This window comes from Pseudomonas frederiksbergensis (assembly GCF_900105495.1).
In the GTDB taxonomy this organism is placed as follows: Bacteria; Pseudomonadota; Gammaproteobacteria; order Pseudomonadales; family Pseudomonadaceae; genus Aquipseudomonas; species Aquipseudomonas frederiksbergensis.
This window is the reverse complement of sequence record NZ_FNTF01000002.1, coordinates 713,216-730,326: the sequence shown is the minus strand read 5'-3', so window position 1 is coordinate 730,326 and position 17,111 is coordinate 713,216. Positions and strand designations below refer to the sequence as shown.

The 17,111-nt window shown below is 60.1% G+C and carries 16 protein-coding genes; 9 read left to right on the top strand and 7 right to left on the bottom strand.

Going from position 1 to position 17,111, the window contains the following annotated elements:
* Positions 1-14 precede the first annotated feature (14 nt).
* The gene (locus tag BLW70_RS04010) at positions 15-470 is read left to right on the top strand and encodes a YaiI/YqxD family protein (protein ID WP_074871863.1); all 456 of its coding nucleotides are present in this window, start codon (positions 15-17) and stop codon (positions 468-470) included.
* Between the two features lie 107 nt (positions 471-577).
* Here BLW70_RS04010 and elbB read toward each other — a convergent pair whose 3' ends face one another.
* The gene (elbB, locus tag BLW70_RS04005; protein WP_074871861.1) at positions 578-1,246 is read right to left on the bottom strand and encodes an isoprenoid biosynthesis glyoxalase ElbB; all 669 of its coding nucleotides are present in this window, start codon (positions 1,244-1,246) and stop codon (positions 578-580) included.
* Between the two features lie 115 nt (positions 1,247-1,361).
* Here elbB and BLW70_RS04000 point away from each other — a divergent pair, with 115 nt between their 5' ends.
* Positions 1,362-2,597: a sterol desaturase family protein gene (locus BLW70_RS04000; RefSeq protein ID WP_074871859.1), complete on the top strand. Its 1,236-nt coding sequence runs from the start codon at positions 1,362-1,364 to the stop codon at positions 2,595-2,597.
* On the opposite strand, the gene BLW70_RS03995 is transcribed toward BLW70_RS04000, so the two are convergent.
* On the bottom strand, positions 2,578-3,201 hold the full coding sequence (locus BLW70_RS03995) for a DedA family protein (protein ID WP_074871857.1): 624 nt from the start codon (positions 3,199-3,201) through the stop codon (positions 2,578-2,580). The genes BLW70_RS04000 and BLW70_RS03995 overlap by 20 nt on opposite strands.
* Positions 3,202-3,409: 208 nt before the next feature.
* Between BLW70_RS03995 and hemB the strand changes: the two genes are divergently transcribed.
* The gene (gene hemB, locus BLW70_RS03990) at positions 3,410-4,423 is read left to right on the top strand and encodes a porphobilinogen synthase (protein WP_007899362.1); all 1,014 of its coding nucleotides are present in this window, start codon (positions 3,410-3,412) and stop codon (positions 4,421-4,423) included.
* Positions 4,424-4,441: 18 nt separating this feature from the next.
* Positions 4,442-6,664, top strand: coding sequence for a polyphosphate kinase 1 (ppk1, locus tag BLW70_RS03985; RefSeq protein ID WP_074871855.1), 2,223 nt, complete (start codon positions 4,442-4,444; stop codon positions 6,662-6,664).
* 245 nt (positions 6,665-6,909) lie between these two features.
* Here the strand turns inward: ppk1 and ppx are convergent, their stop codons facing one another.
* The 5 genes from ppx to BLW70_RS03960 all read right to left on the bottom strand — a co-directional run bounded on the left by ppx (position 6,910) and on the right by BLW70_RS03960 (position 11,502).
* On the bottom strand, positions 6,910-8,412 hold the full coding sequence (gene ppx / locus BLW70_RS03980; RefSeq protein WP_074871853.1) for an exopolyphosphatase: 1,503 nt from the start codon (positions 8,410-8,412) through the stop codon (positions 6,910-6,912).
* Between the two features lie 243 nt (positions 8,413-8,655).
* Positions 8,656-9,393 carry an amino acid ABC transporter ATP-binding protein gene (locus tag BLW70_RS03975; RefSeq protein WP_056738775.1) on the bottom strand — a complete coding sequence of 246 codons (738 nt, stop codon included), beginning with the start codon at positions 9,391-9,393 and terminating at the stop codon, positions 8,656-8,658.
* Complete coding sequence (locus BLW70_RS03970; RefSeq protein ID WP_033060645.1) at positions 9,380-10,030, bottom strand: amino acid ABC transporter permease; 651 nt, start codon at positions 10,028-10,030, stop codon at positions 9,380-9,382. Before BLW70_RS03970 ends, BLW70_RS03975 begins: the two co-directional genes overlap by 14 nt.
* Positions 10,027-10,695, bottom strand: a complete 669-nt coding sequence (locus BLW70_RS03965) for an amino acid ABC transporter permease (RefSeq protein WP_074871851.1) — start codon at positions 10,693-10,695, stop codon at positions 10,027-10,029. The genes BLW70_RS03970 and BLW70_RS03965 overlap by 4 nt, the downstream gene beginning before the upstream one ends.
* Before the next feature lie 21 nt (positions 10,696-10,716).
* Positions 10,717-11,502, bottom strand: coding sequence for a transporter substrate-binding domain-containing protein (locus tag BLW70_RS03960; protein ID WP_033060641.1), 786 nt, complete (start codon positions 11,500-11,502; stop codon positions 10,717-10,719).
* Between the two features lie 256 nt (positions 11,503-11,758).
* Here BLW70_RS03960 and BLW70_RS03955 point away from each other — a divergent pair, with 256 nt between their 5' ends.
* The 5 genes from BLW70_RS03955 (at position 11,759) to BLW70_RS03935 (ending at position 16,998) form a co-directional block, all read left to right on the top strand.
* Positions 11,759-12,466 (top strand): FadR/GntR family transcriptional regulator, encoded by a 708-nt coding sequence (locus BLW70_RS03955; protein WP_074871849.1) that lies wholly within the window; start codon positions 11,759-11,761, stop codon positions 12,464-12,466.
* Positions 12,467-12,586: 120 nt separating this feature from the next.
* Complete coding sequence (trxA, locus tag BLW70_RS03950; protein ID WP_008150340.1) at positions 12,587-12,916, top strand: thioredoxin TrxA; 330 nt, start codon at positions 12,587-12,589, stop codon at positions 12,914-12,916.
* A gap of 248 nt (positions 12,917-13,164) precedes the next feature.
* Positions 13,165-14,424, top strand: a complete 1,260-nt coding sequence (gene rho, locus BLW70_RS03945; RefSeq protein ID WP_007942421.1) for a transcription termination factor Rho — start codon at positions 13,165-13,167, stop codon at positions 14,422-14,424.
* A 139-nt stretch (positions 14,425-14,563) separates the two neighbouring features.
* A complete protein-coding gene (gene ubiD, locus BLW70_RS03940) occupies positions 14,564-16,030 on the top strand; it encodes a 4-hydroxy-3-polyprenylbenzoate decarboxylase (RefSeq protein ID WP_074871848.1) in 1,467 nt (488 codons plus the stop codon).
* Positions 16,030-16,998, top strand: a complete 969-nt coding sequence (locus BLW70_RS03935) for a CDP-6-deoxy-delta-3,4-glucoseen reductase (protein WP_074871847.1) — start codon at positions 16,030-16,032, stop codon at positions 16,996-16,998. The genes ubiD and BLW70_RS03935 overlap by 1 nt, the downstream gene beginning before the upstream one ends.
* Positions 16,999-17,111: the final 113 nt, after the last annotated feature.

The following is a 17,111-nucleotide window of genomic DNA, read 5'->3' as shown; positions in this document are numbered from 1 at the left end:
AAGAGGAAAACACAATGCGCGTGTGGATCGATGCCGACGCCTGCCCCCGGGCGGCCAAGGATCTGGTGGTGAAGTTCGCCCTCAAGCGCCAGTTCGAAGTGGTGCTGGTGGCCGGACAGCCGCAGATCAAGCCGGGCTTGGCGCTGGTGAAGTTGATCGTAGTGCCCAGCGGCCCGGATGCGGCCGACGACTATCTGGTGGAGCACGCGGTCCCTGGCGAATTGGTGATCTGCAGCGATGTGCCGCTGGCCGACCGTCTGGTGAAAAAGGGCGTTGCGGCGCTGGATCCACGGGGCAAAGAGTTCGATACGCAGAACATGGGCGACCGGTTGGCGGTGCGGAACCTGTTTACCGATCTACGTGAACAAGGGCAAATGAGCGGCGGGCCAGCACCCTTTGGCGAGCGCGAGAAGCAGGCGTTTGCCAATGCGCTGGACCGGATCCTCACGCGGCTTACCCGTTCACACTGATCGTTCCCACGCTCTGCGTGGGAATGCCTAACTGGACGCTCTGCGTCCGCTTTGGGACGCGGAGCGTCCCGGGCTGCTTTTCCACGCAGAGCGTGGGAACGATCAGGTCAGGCGTCGTTTTCGTGGGTCAGTTCGAGCACGCGGTCGACCAGTTTGTTGATGCCCGACGCCGCTTCGCTGATGCTCTGCGCCAGCATGTACGCCGGGGTGCTGACCAGTTTGCGCGCCTTGTCTTCAACGATGTCGGTTACCGCGCAGTCGGCGTGGGTGGCGCCCATCTTGTTCATGGCGGCGGCGGTATCGGCGTCATTGCCGATGGTGCAGGTCACGCCCGGTCCATAGATTTTCGCCGCGAGCGCCGGCGAGATGCAGATCAGCCCGACCGGCTTGCCGGCCTCGGCGAACGCTTCGGTCAACGCCAGGACGTCAGGCTGAACGCTGCATCCGGCGCCTTCGACGGCAAAGTTCGACAGGTTCTTGGCCGATCCAAATCCGCCGGGAACGATCAGCGCATCGAAGTCTTCGACGCTGGCTTCGCGGATATCCTTGATGTTGCCCCGGGCGATCCGCGCCGATTCCACCAGCACATTGCGCGACTCGGGCATTTCTTCGCCGGTCAGGTGATTGATCACGTGCAACTGCGCGATGTTCGGCGCGAAACACTGCACCTGAGCCCCCCGCTGGTCCAGGCGCAGCAGGGTGATCACACTTTCGTGGATCTCGGCGCCGTCGTATACGCCACAGCCGGACAGGATCACTGCAATTTTTTTGCTCATGGGCTTTTCTCCAGATTCATGGCGTTAAATGTCCACTAATTTGTCACTCGTTGCCATAGGGTTAATTCGCGGCTACACCTAGGATCTGTCCTCAAGATTCCGATCAGGGCGCGTCATGGACTTCATTCTGTATGCGGTGCCGTTTTTCTTTGTGCTGATTGCCGTCGAACTGCTGGCCGACCGTTGGCGCGGGGTGAGCAATTATCGCGTGGCGGATGCGATCAACAGCATAAGCACCGGCGTGCTGTCGACCACCACCGGCCTGTTGACCAAAGGCGTCGGCTTGGTGACGTATGCGTTTGCCCTCAAGCACCTGGCGCTGTTCGAACTCTCGGCCGACAGCGTTTGGGTCTGGGTATTCGCCTTCGTCCTCTACGACTTCTGCTACTACTGGCTGCATCGCATGGGCCACGAACGCAACATTCTCTGGGCGGCGCATTCGGTGCATCACCAGAGCGAGGACTACAACCTGTCCACGGCGTTGCGCCAGACCAGTACCGGCTTCCTGTTGAGCTGGATTTTCTACCTGCCGATGGCTGTGCTCGGCGTGCCGCTGCTGGTGTTCATCAGCGTCGCCTCGCTGAACCTGCTGTACCAATTCTGGGTGCATACCAAACACATTCCCAAGCTCGGCTGGTTCGAGTGGTTCTTCGTCACGCCGTCCAATCATCGGGCCCACCATGCACAGAACGCTCTCTACATGGATCGCAACTACGGCGGGGTGTTCATTATTTGGGACCGTCTATTTGGCTCGTTCCAGGAAGAGGACGATAACGAACCGGTGATTTTCGGCGTGACCACGCCACTGGCGAGCTGGAACCCGTTGTGGGCGAACGTGCAGTTCTACGCGCAGCTGTGGGATGACGCGCGGCGTGCGCAAAGCAAATGGGACAAGGTGCGCATCTGGTTCATGCGCACCGGTTGGCGGCCGGCGGATGTGGCGGCCAGATACCCGATGAACAAGCCTGACCTGAGTCAGTTCCGTAAATTCGAGGTGCCGCTGGACGGACGTCAGCAGCTGTACGTCGTGTTGCAGTTCTGCGTCTACATCGCGCTGGGCAGCTACTTGATGAACCTGGAGCAGGGTTTGCCAACCGCCGCGCTGGTGCTCGGCTGGAGTGCCGTGGCGCTGGGGTTGTTTACGTTGGGCGTGGCCCTGGAGAATCGCCCGTGGGCGCTGAAGCTGGAGCTGCTGCGCCTGGCGTCGAATGTGCCGCTGGTGTGGCTGGCGCCGGTCGTTGGGCTGTGGCCGGCCAGCGCGGCAGGCTGGGTCGGCCTGCTGAGCTACAGCCTGCTCAGTGGTATCGGTCTCTACTGTTGCAGAAACCGTTTCACTCGGCTGGCGTCTTAGTCTCGGCAGATTTGGCCAGTGCGGCCTGCTCGTCGGCGTAGATCTTCTTCGCCAGACGGGCGTTCTTGAGGCGTCGGCGCAACCAAAGGCAAAAGCCCAGTACCAACAGGGCGCCAAGCACCCACAGCTCGTACTTCTTGACGCTGCCGAGCATGCCTTCGAGTACCGCGCCGAAGTGATAGGCGGCGGCAGCCAGCGCGGTGGCCCAGATCGCGGCACCAATCCCGTTGAGCAGCAGATAACGTCCTGGCGGATAGCCCGACAGGCCGATCGCCACCGGCATCACCGTGCGCAGGCCATAGACAAAGCGGAAGCTCAGTACCCAGATGTCCGGGTGCCGGCGGATGTGTTCCAGTGCCCGGTCGCCCATCAATTGCCAGCGCGGTTTGCGTGCCAGCAACTTGCGGCCGTGCTTGCGCCCCAGGAAATACCACAGCTGATCACCGGCATAACTGCCGAGGAACGCCACGATCATCACCACTTTGAGGTCCATGTATCCGCGGAACGCAAGGAAGCCGGCGAGCACCAGAATGGTTTCGCCTTCGAAAAACGTGCCGAGAAAGAGGGCGAAGTAGCCGAATTCCTGAAGAAATTGTTGGAGCATTGTCTGGATGCTGGCGAAATGAACGCGCAGCCTAACCCTTCGGCAACATTCATGAAAGTGTCCAAATGTGTCTCGACGTGAACATTTCCTACAAGGACAATGGAATGCGGCTACGTGTCACAGGGCTAAGCACAACTGTCATGTGTTCGTCATAATGGCCGCTTATAACTGTCACGCTCGCCCGCCAGCGCGGGCTCAGGAGTCTGCCGTGAGCTTTACCCCCGCCAACCGTTTGTTCCCAGCAACCCGCCTGCGTCGCAATCGCCGTGATGATTTCTCGCGTCGACTGGTCCGTGAAAACGTTTTGACCGTCGATGATTTAATCCTGCCGGTGTTCGTGCTGGACGGTGAAAACCGTCGCGAAGCGGTGGCGTCGATGCCGGGCGTCGAGCGCCTGACCATCGATCTGTTGCTTGAAGAAGCGGCCAAGTGGGTCGAGCTGGGGATTCCGGCACTGGCGCTGTTCCCGGTGACGCCGCCAGAGCTCAAGTCTCTGGACGCCGCCGAAGCCTGGAACCCCAACGGCATCGCCCAGCGCGCCACCCGCGCCCTGCGTGACCGGTTCCCGGAGTTGGGTGTGATCACTGACGTCGCCCTGGACCCGTTCACCACTCATGGCCAGGATGGCATCCTCGACGAAGAAGGCTACGTGCAGAACGACATTACCGTCGACGCACTGGTTAAACAGGCCCTGTCCCACGCCGAAGCCGGCGCTCAGGTGGTGGCGCCTTCGGACATGATGGACGGTCGCATTCAGGCGATCCGCGAAGCGCTGGAGCTGGCCGATCACGTCAACGTGCGGATCATGGCTTACTCGGCCAAATACGCCAGCGCCTATTACGGCCCGTTCCGCGATGCGGTCGGTTCGGCGCTGAACCTGGGCAAGGCCAACAAGGCCTCCTATCAGATGGACCCGGCCAACAGCAACGAAGCCCTGCACGAAGTGGCGGCGGACTTGTCAGAAGGCGCGGACATGGTCATGGTCAAGCCAGGCATGCCGTATCTGGACATCCTTTACCGGGTAAAAGAAGAATTTAAAGTGCCGACCTTTGTCTATCAGGTCAGCGGTGAATATGCCATGCACATGGCGGCGATCCAGAATGGCTGGTTGAGCGAAGGGGTTATCCTCGAATCCCTGACCGCTTTTAAACGTGCAGGCGCTGATGGCATCCTGACGTACTTTGCCGTCCGTGCTGCTCAATTGTTACGAGAGCAAAAATAGCCCTCCCAGGAACATTCGATGAATACCGAAGTGCTCACTGAAGTTGCCGTAAAAGACGCTCAACCTGTGGTGGAGCCAATCGCCGAAACCCCGCCGGAGCTGGAGCCTGCTCCACCCGCGGTGGTGGCCGAGCCCGTTGTAGCGGCGCCAGCGATTGCCATTCCCGGCCTGGATGACAGCAGCCTGTACATCCATCGCGAGCTCTCGCAACTGCAGTTCAACATCCGCGTGCTGGAGCAGGCGCTGGATGAGTCCTATCCGTTGCTGGAGCGGCTGAAGTTTCTGCTGATCTTCTCCAGCAACCTGGACGAGTTCTTCGAAATCCGTGTGGCCGGCCTGAAGAAGCAGATCACCTTCGCCCGTGAACAGGCCGGTGCCGATGGCCTGCAACCGCATCAGGCCCTGGCCCGCATCAGCGAGCTGGTACACGGTCACGTCGACCGCCAGTACGCGATCCTCAACGACATTCTGTTGCCGGAGCTGGAAAAACATCAGGTCCGCTTCATCCGTCGGCGTCACTGGACCACCAAGATCAAAACCTGGGTGCGCCGCTATTTCCGCGACGAGATCGCGCCGATCATCACCCCGATCGGCCTCGACCCGACGCACCCGTTCCCGTTGCTGGTGAACAAGAGCCTGAACTTCATCGTCGAGCTCGAAGGCATCGACGCCTTCGGCCGCGATTCCGGTCTGGCGATCATTCCGGCGCCACGTCTGCTGCCGCGGGTCATCAAGTTGCCGGAAGAAGTGGGCGGCGCTGGCGACAATTACGTGTTCCTGTCGTCGATGATCCATGCGCATGCCGATGACCTGTTCCAGGGCATGAAGGTCAAGGGCTGCTACCAGTTCCGGCTGACCCGAAACGCCGACCTCGCCGTCGACACCGAAGATGTAGAAGACCTGGCCCGCGCCCTGCGCGGCGAGTTGTTCTCGCGTCGCTACGGTGACGCGGTGCGTCTGGAAGTGGCCGACACGTGCCCGAAACACCTGTCCGACTACTTGCTCAAGCAGTTCAACCTGCACGAGACCGAGCTGTATCAGGTCAACGGGCCGGTCAACCTGACCCGTCTGTTCAGCATCACCGGTCTGGACAGTCAGCGAGCGCTGCAATACACGCCGTTTACCCCGCAGATCCCGAAACTGCTGCAAAACAGCGAGAACATCTTCAGCGTGATCAGCAAGCAGGACATCCTGTTGCTGCACCCGTTCGAGTCCTTCACTCCGGTGGTCGACCTGCTGCGCCAGGCTGCCAAGGACCCGCATGTATTGGCGGTCCGCCAGACCCTGTATCGCTCCGGCGCCAACTCGGAAATCGTCGATGCGCTGGTCGATGCGGCGCGTAACGGCAAGGAAGTCACTGCGGTGATCGAATTGCGTGCGCGGTTCGACGAAGAGTCCAACCTGCAACTGGCCAGCCGTCTGCAAGCGGCCGGTGCGGTGGTGATTTACGGCGTGGTCGGCTTCAAGACCCACGCCAAGATGATGCTGATCTTGCGTCGCGAGGCCGGCGAGATTGTCCGTTACGCCCACTTGGGCACCGGCAACTACCACGCGGCCAACGCCCGTCTGTACACCGACTACAGCTTGCTGACCTCGGATGACGCCTTGTGTGAAGACGTCGGCAAACTGTTCAGCCAACTGATCGGCATGGGCAAGACTCTGCGCATGAAAAAGTTGCTGCATGCGCCGTTCACGTTGAAGAAGGGCATGCTCGACATGATTGCCCGGGAGACCCAGTTCGCCCTCGACGGCAAACCGGCGCACATCATCGCCAAGTTCAACTCGCTGACCGATCCGAAGATCATCCGTGCGTTGTACAAGGCCAGTCAGTCCGGGGTGCGTATCGATCTGGTGGTGCGCGGCATGTGCTGCCTGCGTCCGGGCATCGCCGGGGTTTCGCACAACATCCACGTGCGCTCGATCATCGGGCGTTTCCTGGAGCACACCCGGGTCTTCTACTTCCTCAATGGCGGCGAAGAGCAGATGTTCCTGTCCAGCGCCGACTGGATGGAGCGCAACCTCGACAAGCGCGTCGAGACTTGCTTCCCGGTCGAGGGCAAGAAGCTGATCATGCGGGTCAAGAAAGAGCTGGAGCTGTATCTCACCGATAACACTCACAGCTGGAGCCTGCAGGCGGACGGCCGTTACATCCGCAATACGCCGACCGGCAACCAGAACCCGCGCAGCGCGCAGGCGACGTTGCTGGAGCGTTTGGGTAGCCCGATTCTGGCGGTCCGTTAACGCGCAAACCCTGTGTGGCGAGGGGGCTTGCCCCCGTTCGGCTGCGTAGCAGTCGTAGAACATTGCACGCGGTGTACCTGATACACCACGACCGCAGATTCTGGGGCCGCTTCGCGACCCAACGGGGGCAAGCCCCCTCGCCACATAAGCCCCCTCGCCACATAAGCTCGCTCCCACATGGGTTTGCGTCGTTTGCTGAATTGCGGACACAAAAAAAGGCCTTCCGAAGAAGGCCTTTTTCATTTTCAGCGAACGTTAAGCACAAAGCCGACCCGGGTCAGCCACTCCGCTTCAAGGGCGAAGTCGGCCTGGGTCAGCTGGTTTTCGTCCAGCCAGTTCTCCGGGAACTGCACATCAAGACTGTCGCCGTTGGCGTGCAGCACGACCTGGGGCATTTCCTGGGTGCCACGGATGTGATGGAACAGAATCGCAAAGCGCAGCAGCACGCACAGGCGAATCAGCTTGATGCCTTCATCGCCGAAATCGGCAAACCTGTCCCGGGGAATATTGCGGCGGTGGCCGCGCACCAGCAGCGCGAGCATCAACTGGTCTTCGCGGGAGAACCCGGCCAGGTCCGAGTGCTCGATCAGGTAGGAGCCGTGCTTGTGATACTGATAGTGGGCGATGTCCAGGCCCACTTCATGGACCTTGGCCGCCCAACCCAGCAGTTCGCGCCAGACGCCGTCATCCAGCTCCCAATCCTCGGCCACTTGATCGAAGGCATGCAGCGCCTTGCGCTCAACGCGCGCCGCTTGTTCCAGATCGACGTGATAACGCTCCATCAACGAGCTGAGGGTGCGTTCACGGACGTCTTCGTGATGATGACGGCCCAACAGGTCATAGAGCACGCCTTCGCGCAGGGCACCTTCACAGTGGTCCATGCGTTTCAGCTCGAGCGCGTCGAAGATCGCTTCAAGAATTGCCAGGCCCGCCGGGAAGATCGCCCGGCGGTCGGGCTTGATGCCTTCGAAATCGATCTTGTCGACATCGCCCAGTTTGAACAGCTTGCGCTTGAGCCAGGCCAGGCCTTCGGCGTTGACCTCGCCAGTGCCATGACCGCCGGCCTTCAGCGCCAGGCCAATGGCACGGATGGTGCCCGAGGAGCCGATGGCTTCATCCCAGGTCAGGCGATGCAGGGCGTGTTCGATGCTCATGATCTCCAGCCGCGCCGCGGTGTACGCCTGGGCGTAGCGGGCCGGGGTGATCTTGCCATCCTTGAAATAGCGCTGGGTGTAGCTGACGCAGCCCATTTGCAGGCTTTCGCGCAGCAGCGGTTCGAAGCGCTGGCCGATGATGAATTCGGTACTGCCACCGCCGATGTCGGCCACCAGGCGTTTGCCCGGGGTGTCGGCGAGGGTGTGGGAAACGCCGAGGTAGATCAGGCGCGCTTCTTCACGGCCGGAGATGACTTCCACCGGGTGGCCGAGAATTTCTTCGGCGCGGTGGATGAACTCGGCACGGTTACGGGCTTCACGCAGCGCGTTGGTGCCGACGATCCGCACGGCGCCGGTCGGCATACCGTTGATCAGTTGGGCGAAACGCTTCAGGCAATCGAGCCCGCGTTGCATGGACTCTTCACTGAGCTGGCGCTCATCGTCGATGCCGGCGGCCAGCTGAACCTTCTCCCCGAGACGCTCGAGAATTCGGATTTCGCCGTTCTGGGCCTTGGCCACGACCATGTGAAAGCTGTTGGAGCCCAGGTCGATTGCGGCGATCAGGGACAGATTCTTGGCTTGGGATTGCGGCATGGTCAGGGGGTCTCGGTCGATAACCCCGACATCGTGCCACGATCAAACGCTGACGCCAACGCGTAGGAGCTGCCGAAGGCTGCGATCTTTTACCGCGGGGCATCCGAGGTGTTGCGAATGGCCTCTTCGCGGGCAAGCCCGCTCCCACAGGTTTTTGCGTCGAACACACCATCGCGTTCCAGCAGAGAACCCTGTGGGAGCGGGCTTGCCCGCGAAGGCGGCCTTGCAGGCGCCGAAGATCCCTCAGCCCGCCGCCTCAACCGTCCCAATGAAATTCGCCAGCTCCGCCGTTTGCGGATTGGCAAACAACATCTTCGGATCCCCCACCTCATGCACCTTGCCCTGATGCATGAACACCAACTTATCCCCAACCTCCCGGGCAAAGCGCATCTCATGGGTAACCATGATCAACGTCATCCCTTCCTTGGCCAGTTGCCGGACCACGCTCAGCACTTCATTGACCAATTCCGGGTCCAGCGCCGAGGTAATCTCATCGCACAGCAAGACCTTCGGCGACATCGCCAGCGCCCGGGCGATCGCCACCCGCTGTTGCTGCCCGCCAGACAATCGATCCGGGAAGGCATCGAATTTTTCCCCCAATCCGACCCGCTCCAGCATCTCCCGCGCCAGTTCGGCCGCTTTGGCCTTTGGCACTTTTTGCACAACCTGCGGCGCGAGCATCACGTTCTCGCCGACCGTCAGGTGTGGGAACAGGTTGAACTGCTGAAACACCATCCCGACTTTCTGTCGCAAGCTGCGCAGATCGGCACGGGCGGCGTCGAGGTATTCGCCGTCGACTTCGATCACGCCGTCGTTGATCGATTCCAGGCCATTAAGGGTGCGCAACAAAGTGGATTTGCCCGAACCGCTGCGGCCGATGATCGCCACCACCTGGCCTTCCTCGACGCTCAGGTCGATGCCTTTGAGTACATGGTGGTCGCCGTAATATTTATGCAGGGCGGAAATTCTAAGCAGAGGCATGCAGTCTCCTTTCCAGATAGCGCGCACTGAGGGACAAGGGGTAGCAGAGCAGGAAGTAACCGAGCGCCACCAAGCCGTAGACCATGAACGGTTCGAAGGTCGCGTTGGCGAGCATGCCGCCGGTCTTGGTCAGTTCGGTGAAGCCGATGATCGAGGTGACGGCGGTGCCTTTGACCACTTGCACCGAGAAGCCCACGGTCGGCGCTACGGCGATCCGCAGCGCTTGCGGCAGGATCACGTAGCGCAGTTGCTCCAGCGGGTTCAGCGCCAGGCTCGACGAGGCTTCCCACTGGCCGTTAGGGATCGATTCGACGCAACCACGCCAGATCTCCGCCAGGTAGGCGCTGGTGAACAGCGTCAGGGCAATCGCCGCGGCCATCCACGGCGAAATCTCCACCCCGGCCAGCGCCACGCCGAAGAACACCAGAAACAGCTGCATCAACAGCGGCGTGCCCTGGAACAGTTCGATATAGGTGCGGGCAAAGCTGCGCGGCAGGGACTTTTTCGAGATCCGCATGACCATGATCAGCAAGCCGATCAGTCCGCCACCGATAAACGCTACCAGCGACAGCGCCAAGGTCCATTGCAGGCCTGTGAGCAGGTTGCGTACGACGTCCCAGAAAGTGAAATCGCTCATTGGCTGCTCCTCGCAATGAATCGGCGGCCAATCCAGTTCAACAACTGGCGGATCAGCAGCGCCATGCACAGGTAGAGCAACGTGGTCAGTGCGTAAGTCTCAAAGGCGCGGAAGTTGCGCGACTGAATGAAATTGGCGGCGAAGCTCAGCTCTTCGGTGGCGATCTGCGAGCAGACCGCCGAACCCAGCATGACGATGATGATCTGGCTGCTCAACGCAGGCCAAACCTTGCCCAGTGCCGGCAGCAGCACCACATGGCGAAAGGCTTCGAACCGAGTCATCGCCAACGCGGCGGCCGCTTCCAGCTGTCCTCGGGGGATCGCCTGGATACCGGCGCGGATGATCTCGGTGGAATAGGCGCCCAGGTTGATCACCATCGCCAGCACCGCCGCCTGCCATTCCGAGATCTGCACGCCCAGTGACGGCAGGCCGAAGAAGATGAAAAACAATTGCACCAGAAAGGGCGTGTTGCGGATCAACTCGACGTAGACCGCAAAAATGCCGGCGAACGGACGGATGTTCCACGCCCGCACCAGCGCCCCGACGATGCCCAGACTCACCCCGAGCACCGCGCCGATGGCTGTCAGTTCAAGGGTGAACAGCGCACCGCGCAGCAGCAGGTCGGTGTTGTGTACCACCGGTAGAAAGTCGAACTGATAAGCCATGTTCAGTCTCCGCAACGACGATCAGAGATCGGCCGGCAGCGGCTCTTTGAGCCAGGTCCGGGAGTTCTTCTCCAGCGCGCCGTCGGTCTTGGCAGTGGCGAGGATCTGGTTGACCTTGTCCAGCAGCGCCGGCTCGTTTTTATTCACGCCGACATAGACTGGCGAATCCTTGAGCTTCACTTTCAGCGCCGGAATGCGCTTCGGGTTGCGCTCGCTGATGGTCACCATCACCACGTTGCCGCTGGCGATCAGGTCAACTTGCCCGGCGAGGTAGGCGGCGATGGTCGAGTTGTTGTCTTCGAAGCGCTTGATGGTCACGCCTTCGGGCGCGACTTTGGTCAGCTCGATGTCTTCGATAGCGCCACGGGTGACACTGATGGTTTTGCCCTTGAGATCGTCCAGGCTTTTGATGCTGGCGTCTGGCGGACCGAACACGGCGAGGTAGAACGGTGCGTAGGCACGGGAGAAATCGATGACTTTCTCGCGCTCGGGGTTCTTGCCGAGGCTGGAGATCACCAGATCGACCTTGCCGGTGGTCAGGAACGGAATGCGGTTGGTGCTGTTGACTGGCGTCAGCTCGAGTTTGACCTTGAGTTGGTCGGCCAGCAGTTTTGCAGTATCGATATCAAGGCCGCGCGGCTTCATGTCCGGGCCGACCGAGCCGAAGGGCGGGAAATCCTGAGGCACGGCCACCTTGAGGACGCCGCGCTTGACCACATCCTCCAGACCGTCGGCGTGGGCGGGCGCCTGGCTCAGCATCAGGCTGGCAAACAGGGCGGCGAGGAGGGCGCTGTAACGCTGGGTCATGGCAAATCTCCGAATCGGCGAGAAGTGAATTCTGCGGATCGACAGAGCATGGGCCGTGCCAAGAGTCGGTTTTGGATGCCGCAGGCCGCGGTTTTGCTGGATTCGTTCGGTCTTACTGGTCTGAACAGTTTGGCGGCGTTTCGCACCCCGATAGCGCATTGCCGGATTTCTCCGAACCCCCATGGGGCACGACTTGCCGGGCGTCGTGAATAGCTTTACAACTGACCGCTCATTGGCCTGGTTCGTCTGAAAAACCATGAACTCGATCTCTCGCGCCGTACCTGAAGTGGCGCTGCAAGCCATCCGTAAACTGATCACCGAGCAAGGTTTCGGGCCGGGCGATGCCTTGCCCTCGCAACGGGATTTGGCGGTGCAATTGGGCGTCAGCCGCGCGTCGCTGCGCGAAGCGTTGTCGTCATTGAGCGCGTTAGGGGTGATCAGCATCCAGCCGGGCAAAGGCGTGTTCGTGCAGTCACCGGTTGATTTGCCGCGAGGTGATGCGGGGTTGAGTTGGCCGTTCGCGGCCCAGGCCTCGCCGCTGGACATCTTCCAGTTGCGCTATGCCCTGGAAGGTTTTGCCGCCGGTTTGGCGGCGGTGACCCTGAGCACTCACGAGCTCGATGCGCTGGAAGATAACGTCGCCGCCATGCGCCTCGAATTGAAGGCCGGCGACTTCGAGGCAGCGGCGCGGCTGGATTTCGAGTTTCACCGACGCATCCTGCTGGCGAGCGGCAATCAGGCGATGCTGAGCATCCTGACCGCCAGCGCCGACATCTTTCTAGAGAGCCAAAAGCTACCGTTCATCCGGGCCGAGCGGGCCATGGAAACCTGGCAGGAGCACCGCAAAATCCTCCGCGCACTGACCCGGCGGGCCTCCGGCGCAGCGCAGAAGGCCATGCACGAACATGTACGTAACGCGGCACTGCGCACTGGAATTGCCTTCGTCGCTCCCGCCACCTCGTGACTTGAGCTATACCCAAACTCATGCGGCACCATAGCGAGACTCAATCATCTGCACCTTCCTGAACGAGGGAAGGGCGGCTATGATGGGCCACGTTTTTTTGCTTACAACCTGGAGACTTCCATGAGCAGCGATCTTATCAAACACGTCACCGACGCTAGCTTCGACGTCGACGTCCTCAAGGCCGAAGGCGCTGTACTGGTCGACTACTGGGCTGAATGGTGCGGCCCTTGCAAAATGATCGCTCCTGTTCTGGACGAAATTGCTGAAACCTACAAAGGCAAGCTGACCGTTGCCAAACTGAACATCGACGAAAACCAGGAAACTCCGGCCAAGCATGGCGTGCGTGGTATCCCGACCCTGATGTTGTTCAAGAACGGCAACGTTGAAGCGACCAAGGTCGGCGCACTGTCGAAGTCGCAACTGGCTGCTTTCCTCGACGCCAACATCTAAGCGTCGTTTAAGCGTCATCAAAAAGGCCCCGCACATCGCGGGGCCTTTTCGTTATTGAGGGCTAGACGCTCCGAAACTCAGGTGGTACATTCGGCCCCGCACTGGTTTCTCCATTGCCCCCTGCTAGCCGTCGCCGACGCACTCCTTTTCGAATAAGTACGCGATCCTGTCGCCTTCTCTGCGGCGCGGCCTCATTAAGCCCAAAAGCTTAATTTCCCCCCCTCCATAAATGATTACGTCATTCCTATATGAATCTGACTGAACTCAAGCAAAAGCCGATTACCGAACTGCTCGAATTGGCCGAACAGATGGGCATAGAAAATATGGCCCGTTCGCGCAAGCAGGACGTGATTTTCTCCCTGCTCAAAAAGCACGCTAAAAGCGGCGAGGAAATTTCCGGTGATGGCGTGCTGGAGATTCTCCAGGACGGCTTCGGCTTCCTTCGCTCCGCTGACGCTTCCTATCTTGCCGGCCCAGACGATATCTACGTCTCGCCGAGTCAGATCCGTCGCTTCAACTTGCGCACCGGTGACACCATCGTTGGCAAGATCCGTCCACCAAAGGAAGGCGAGCGTTATTTCGCGCTGCTCAAGGTCGACACGATCAACTACGATCGTCCCGAGAATGCGAAAAACAAGATTCTCTTCGAGAACCTGACCCCGCTGTTCCCGACTGTGCGCATGAAGATGGAAGCCGGCAACGGTTCCACCGAAGACTTGACCGGTCGTGTCATCGACCTGTGCGCCCCGATCGGTAAAGGCCAGCGCGGTCTGATCGTTGCACCGCCGAAAGCCGGTAAAACCATCATGCTGCAGAACATCGCGGCAAACATCGCACGTAACAATCCTGAAGTTCATTTGATCGTATTGCTGATCGACGAACGTCCAGAAGAAGTGACCGAAATGCAGCGCACCGTGCGCGGCGAAGTGGTTGCCTCGACGTTCGATGAGCCGCCAACCCGCCACGTGCAGGTTGCCGAAATGGTGATCGAGAAGGCCAAGCGCCTGGTCGAACACAAGAAGGACGTGGTGATCCTGCTCGACTCCATCACCCGTCTGGCTCGCGCCTACAACACCGTGATCCCGAGCTCCGGCAAGGTACTCACCGGTGGTGTCGATGCCCACGCCCTGGAGAAACCGAAACGTTTCTTCGGCGCCGCACGGAACATCGAAGAAGGCGGTTCGCTGACCATCATCGCCACCGCGCTGGTTGAAACCGGCTCGAAGATGGACGAAGTGATCTACGAAGAATTCAAAGGCACGGGCAACATGGAACTGCCGCTGGATCGCCGCATCGCTGAAAAACGCGTGTTCCCGGCCATCAACATCAACCGTTCCGGCACCCGCCGCGAAGAGTTGCTGACCGCCGACGACGAGTTGCAGCGCATGTGGATTCTTCGCAAGCTCCTGCACCCGATGGACGAAATCGCTGCCATCGAGTTCCTGGTCGACAAGCTGAAAACGACCAAGACCAACGATGAGTTCTTCCTGTCGATGAAACGCAAGTAAGTCGATAAGGCCAAGAAGCCGGGGAAACCCGGCTTTTTGCTATCTGATTTTTGATGAACCGGCAGTTCGTGGTTCTGAACAGAGGGGTTCGGCGCTAAACTGCCACCCCCGAACGGCACGGCCAATACGAGGCTCACGCATGCAGTATCGCGACTTGCGCGACTTTATCAGCGGTCTGGAAAAGCGCGGCGAACTCAAGCGCATCCAGGTTCCGGTGTCCCCAGTGCTCGAAATGACCGAGGTCTGCGACCGCACCCTGCGTGCCAAAGGTCCGGCCCTGCTTTTCGAAAAGCCCACGGGATATGACATCCCGGTGCTAGGCAACCTGTTCGGCACCCCTGAGCGCGTGGCGCTGGGCATGGGCGCAGAAGCGGTCAGCGAATTGCGCGAGATCGGCAAGCTGCTGGCGTTCCTCAAGGAGCCCGAACCGCCGAAAGGCCTGAAAGATGCCTGGTCCAAGCTGCCGATCTTCCGCAAGATCATCGCCATGGCGCCGAAAGTCGTCAAAGACGCGGTGTGCCAGGAAATCGTCATCGAAGGCGACGACGTCGACCTCGCGATGCTGCCGGTGCAGACCTGCTGGCCGGGCGACGTCGGCCCGCTGATCACCTGGGGCCTGACCGTCACCAAAGGCCCGAACAAGGACCGCCAGAACCTCGGTATCTACCGTCAACAAGTGATCGGCCGCAACAAGGTCATCATGCGTTGGCTCAGTCATCGTGGCGGCGCGCTGGATTACCGCGAGTGGTGCGAGAAGCACCCTGGCCAGCCGTTCCCGGTGTCCGTGGCATTGGGCGCTGACCCGGCAACGATTCTCGGCGCTGTAACACCTGTACCGGACAGCCTTTCCGAATACGCTTTCGCTGGCTTGTTGCGTGGCAACCGCACCGAACTGGTGAAGTGCCGTGGCAACGACCTGCAAGTGCCGGCCACCGCGGAGATCATCCTTGAAGGCGTAATCCATCCGGGCGAGATGGCCGATGAAGGCCCGTACGGCGACCACACCGGTTACTACAACGAAGTCGACAGCTTCCCGGTGTTCACGGTCGAGCGCATCACCCACCGGATCAAACCGATTTACCACAGTACCTATACGGGTCGTCCGCCGGATGAGCCGGCGATTCTCGGTGTGGCACTGAACGAAGTGTTCGTGCCGATCCTGCAGAAGCAGTTCCCCGAAATCACTGACTTCTACCTGCCGCCCGAAGGCTGCTCGTATCGCATGGCCATCGTGACCATGAAGAAGTCGTATCCTGGCCATGCCAAGCGGGTAATGCTCGGTGTCTGGTCGTTTTTGCGACAGTTCATGTACACCAAGTTCGTTATCGTCTGTGATGACGACATCAACGCACGCGACTGGAACGACGTGATCTGGGCCATCACCACGCGCATGGACCCCAAGCGCGACACGGTGATGATCGACAACACGCCGATCGATTACCTGGACTTCGCCTCGCCGGTTTCCGGCCTGGGTTCGAAGATGGGGCTCGATGCCACGAATAAATGGCCGGGCGAAACCACTCGCGAGTGGGGCCGGGTGATCGTCAAGGACGAAGCCGTTACCCAGCGGATCGATGCCATCTGGAATCAGTTAGGAATAGATTGATGCGTGTAACCTTGCAGCCCTCCGGAGCAGTGCTAGAGATTCTGCCCGGCGAGCGGATTCTCGACGGCGCACGGCGTCTGGGCTATGAATGCCCGCAAAGCTGTCGAAACGGCAATTGCCACGTGTGCGCCGCGCTGTTGGTGGAAGGGCGGGTCGAACAGGAAGGCGGTGTGCGCGACCATGGCGAGTTCTACACTTGCATTGCAGAGCCGCTGGAAGACTGCATCGTGCTGTGGGATGGCGTGCTCGCGCTGGGAGAATTGCCGGTGCGCAGCTTGTCATGTCAGGTCATTGAGTGCAGGGACGTCGGCGGCGATACCTGGCGTGTACGTCTGCGAGCTCCGGCTGGCAAGCCACCGCGTTATCACGCCGGCCAGTACTTGATGATCGAGCGCGAGAATGGGGAGAAATCCGCATTCTCCCTGGCATCGGCACCGCATGGCGGGCGTGATCTGGAAATTCATGTACTGGCGCGCGAAAGCAGTGCGCTGAGCCTGATCGACCAGTTGCAACGCAACCCAATGGTGCGGATCGAAATGCCATTCGGCGACACCCATCTGGCGGAACTGCCGGACGGTCCACTGGTGCTGATTGCCGCGGGCACCGGCATGGGCCAGATCCATAGCCTGATCGAACATTGCCGCGCCAAGGGCTTCAAGCATCCGGTGCATCTGTATTGGGGCGTGCGTCGTCCTGAAGACTTTTATGCCATCGAACATTGGGACGAATGGCTGAAACTGCCCAACCTGTTCCTGCATAAAGTCGTCAGCGATCAATGCAGCTGGCAGGGGCGCTGCGGGATGCTGCATGAGGCGGTGTGCGAGGACTTCCCCGATCTGAAACCCTTGCATGTCTACGCCAGCGGCTCTCCGGCCATGGTCTACGGCACGCTGGATGCTTTGGTCGAAGCTGGGATGGATGCCCATCAAATGCGCGCAGATGTATTTGCGTACGCGCCGCGATCTTGATCCGCGATTTTGATCCCCCGCTCTTAATCGTTATAACTCTCTATATAGCCGATCGGTATTTATAAAATTATATAAATGCCGGTAGGTTATATGTCATTCAGGCAATTATTTAA

What these genes read in the sequence shown, in the direction of transcription:
- BLW70_RS04010 (WP_074871863.1), top strand. Translation starts at nt 15, where the DNA reads ATGCGCGTGTGGATCGATGCCGACGCCTGCCCCCGGGCGGCCAAGGAT.
- elbB (WP_074871861.1), bottom strand. Translation starts at nt 1,246, where the DNA reads ATGAGCAAAAAAATTGCAGTGATCCTGTCCGGCTGTGGCGTATACGAC.
- BLW70_RS04000 (WP_074871859.1), top strand. Translation starts at nt 1,362, where the DNA reads ATGGACTTCATTCTGTATGCGGTGCCGTTTTTCTTTGTGCTGATTGCC.
- BLW70_RS03995 (WP_074871857.1), bottom strand. Translation starts at nt 3,201, where the DNA reads ATGCTCCAACAATTTCTTCAGGAATTCGGCTACTTCGCCCTCTTTCTC.
- ppk1 (WP_074871855.1), top strand. Translation starts at nt 4,442, where the DNA reads ATGAATACCGAAGTGCTCACTGAAGTTGCCGTAAAAGACGCTCAACCT.
- ppx (WP_074871853.1), bottom strand. Translation starts at nt 8,412, where the DNA reads ATGCCGCAATCCCAAGCCAAGAATCTGTCCCTGATCGCCGCAATCGAC.
- BLW70_RS03975 (WP_056738775.1), bottom strand. Translation starts at nt 9,393, where the DNA reads ATGCCTCTGCTTAGAATTTCCGCCCTGCATAAATATTACGGCGACCAC.
- BLW70_RS03970 (WP_033060645.1), bottom strand. Translation starts at nt 10,030, where the DNA reads ATGAGCGATTTCACTTTCTGGGACGTCGTACGCAACCTGCTCACAGGC.
- BLW70_RS03965 (WP_074871851.1), bottom strand. Translation starts at nt 10,695, where the DNA reads ATGGCTTATCAGTTCGACTTTCTACCGGTGGTACACAACACCGACCTG.
- BLW70_RS03960 (WP_033060641.1), bottom strand. Translation starts at nt 11,502, where the DNA reads ATGACCCAGCGTTACAGCGCCCTCCTCGCCGCCCTGTTTGCCAGCCTG.
- BLW70_RS03955 (WP_074871849.1), top strand. Translation starts at nt 11,759, where the DNA reads ATGAACTCGATCTCTCGCGCCGTACCTGAAGTGGCGCTGCAAGCCATC.
- trxA (WP_008150340.1), top strand. Translation starts at nt 12,587, where the DNA reads ATGAGCAGCGATCTTATCAAACACGTCACCGACGCTAGCTTCGACGTC.
- rho (WP_007942421.1), top strand. Translation starts at nt 13,165, where the DNA reads ATGAATCTGACTGAACTCAAGCAAAAGCCGATTACCGAACTGCTCGAA.
- ubiD (WP_074871848.1), top strand. Translation starts at nt 14,564, where the DNA reads ATGCAGTATCGCGACTTGCGCGACTTTATCAGCGGTCTGGAAAAGCGC.
- BLW70_RS03935 (WP_074871847.1), top strand. Translation starts at nt 16,030, where the DNA reads ATGCGTGTAACCTTGCAGCCCTCCGGAGCAGTGCTAGAGATTCTGCCC.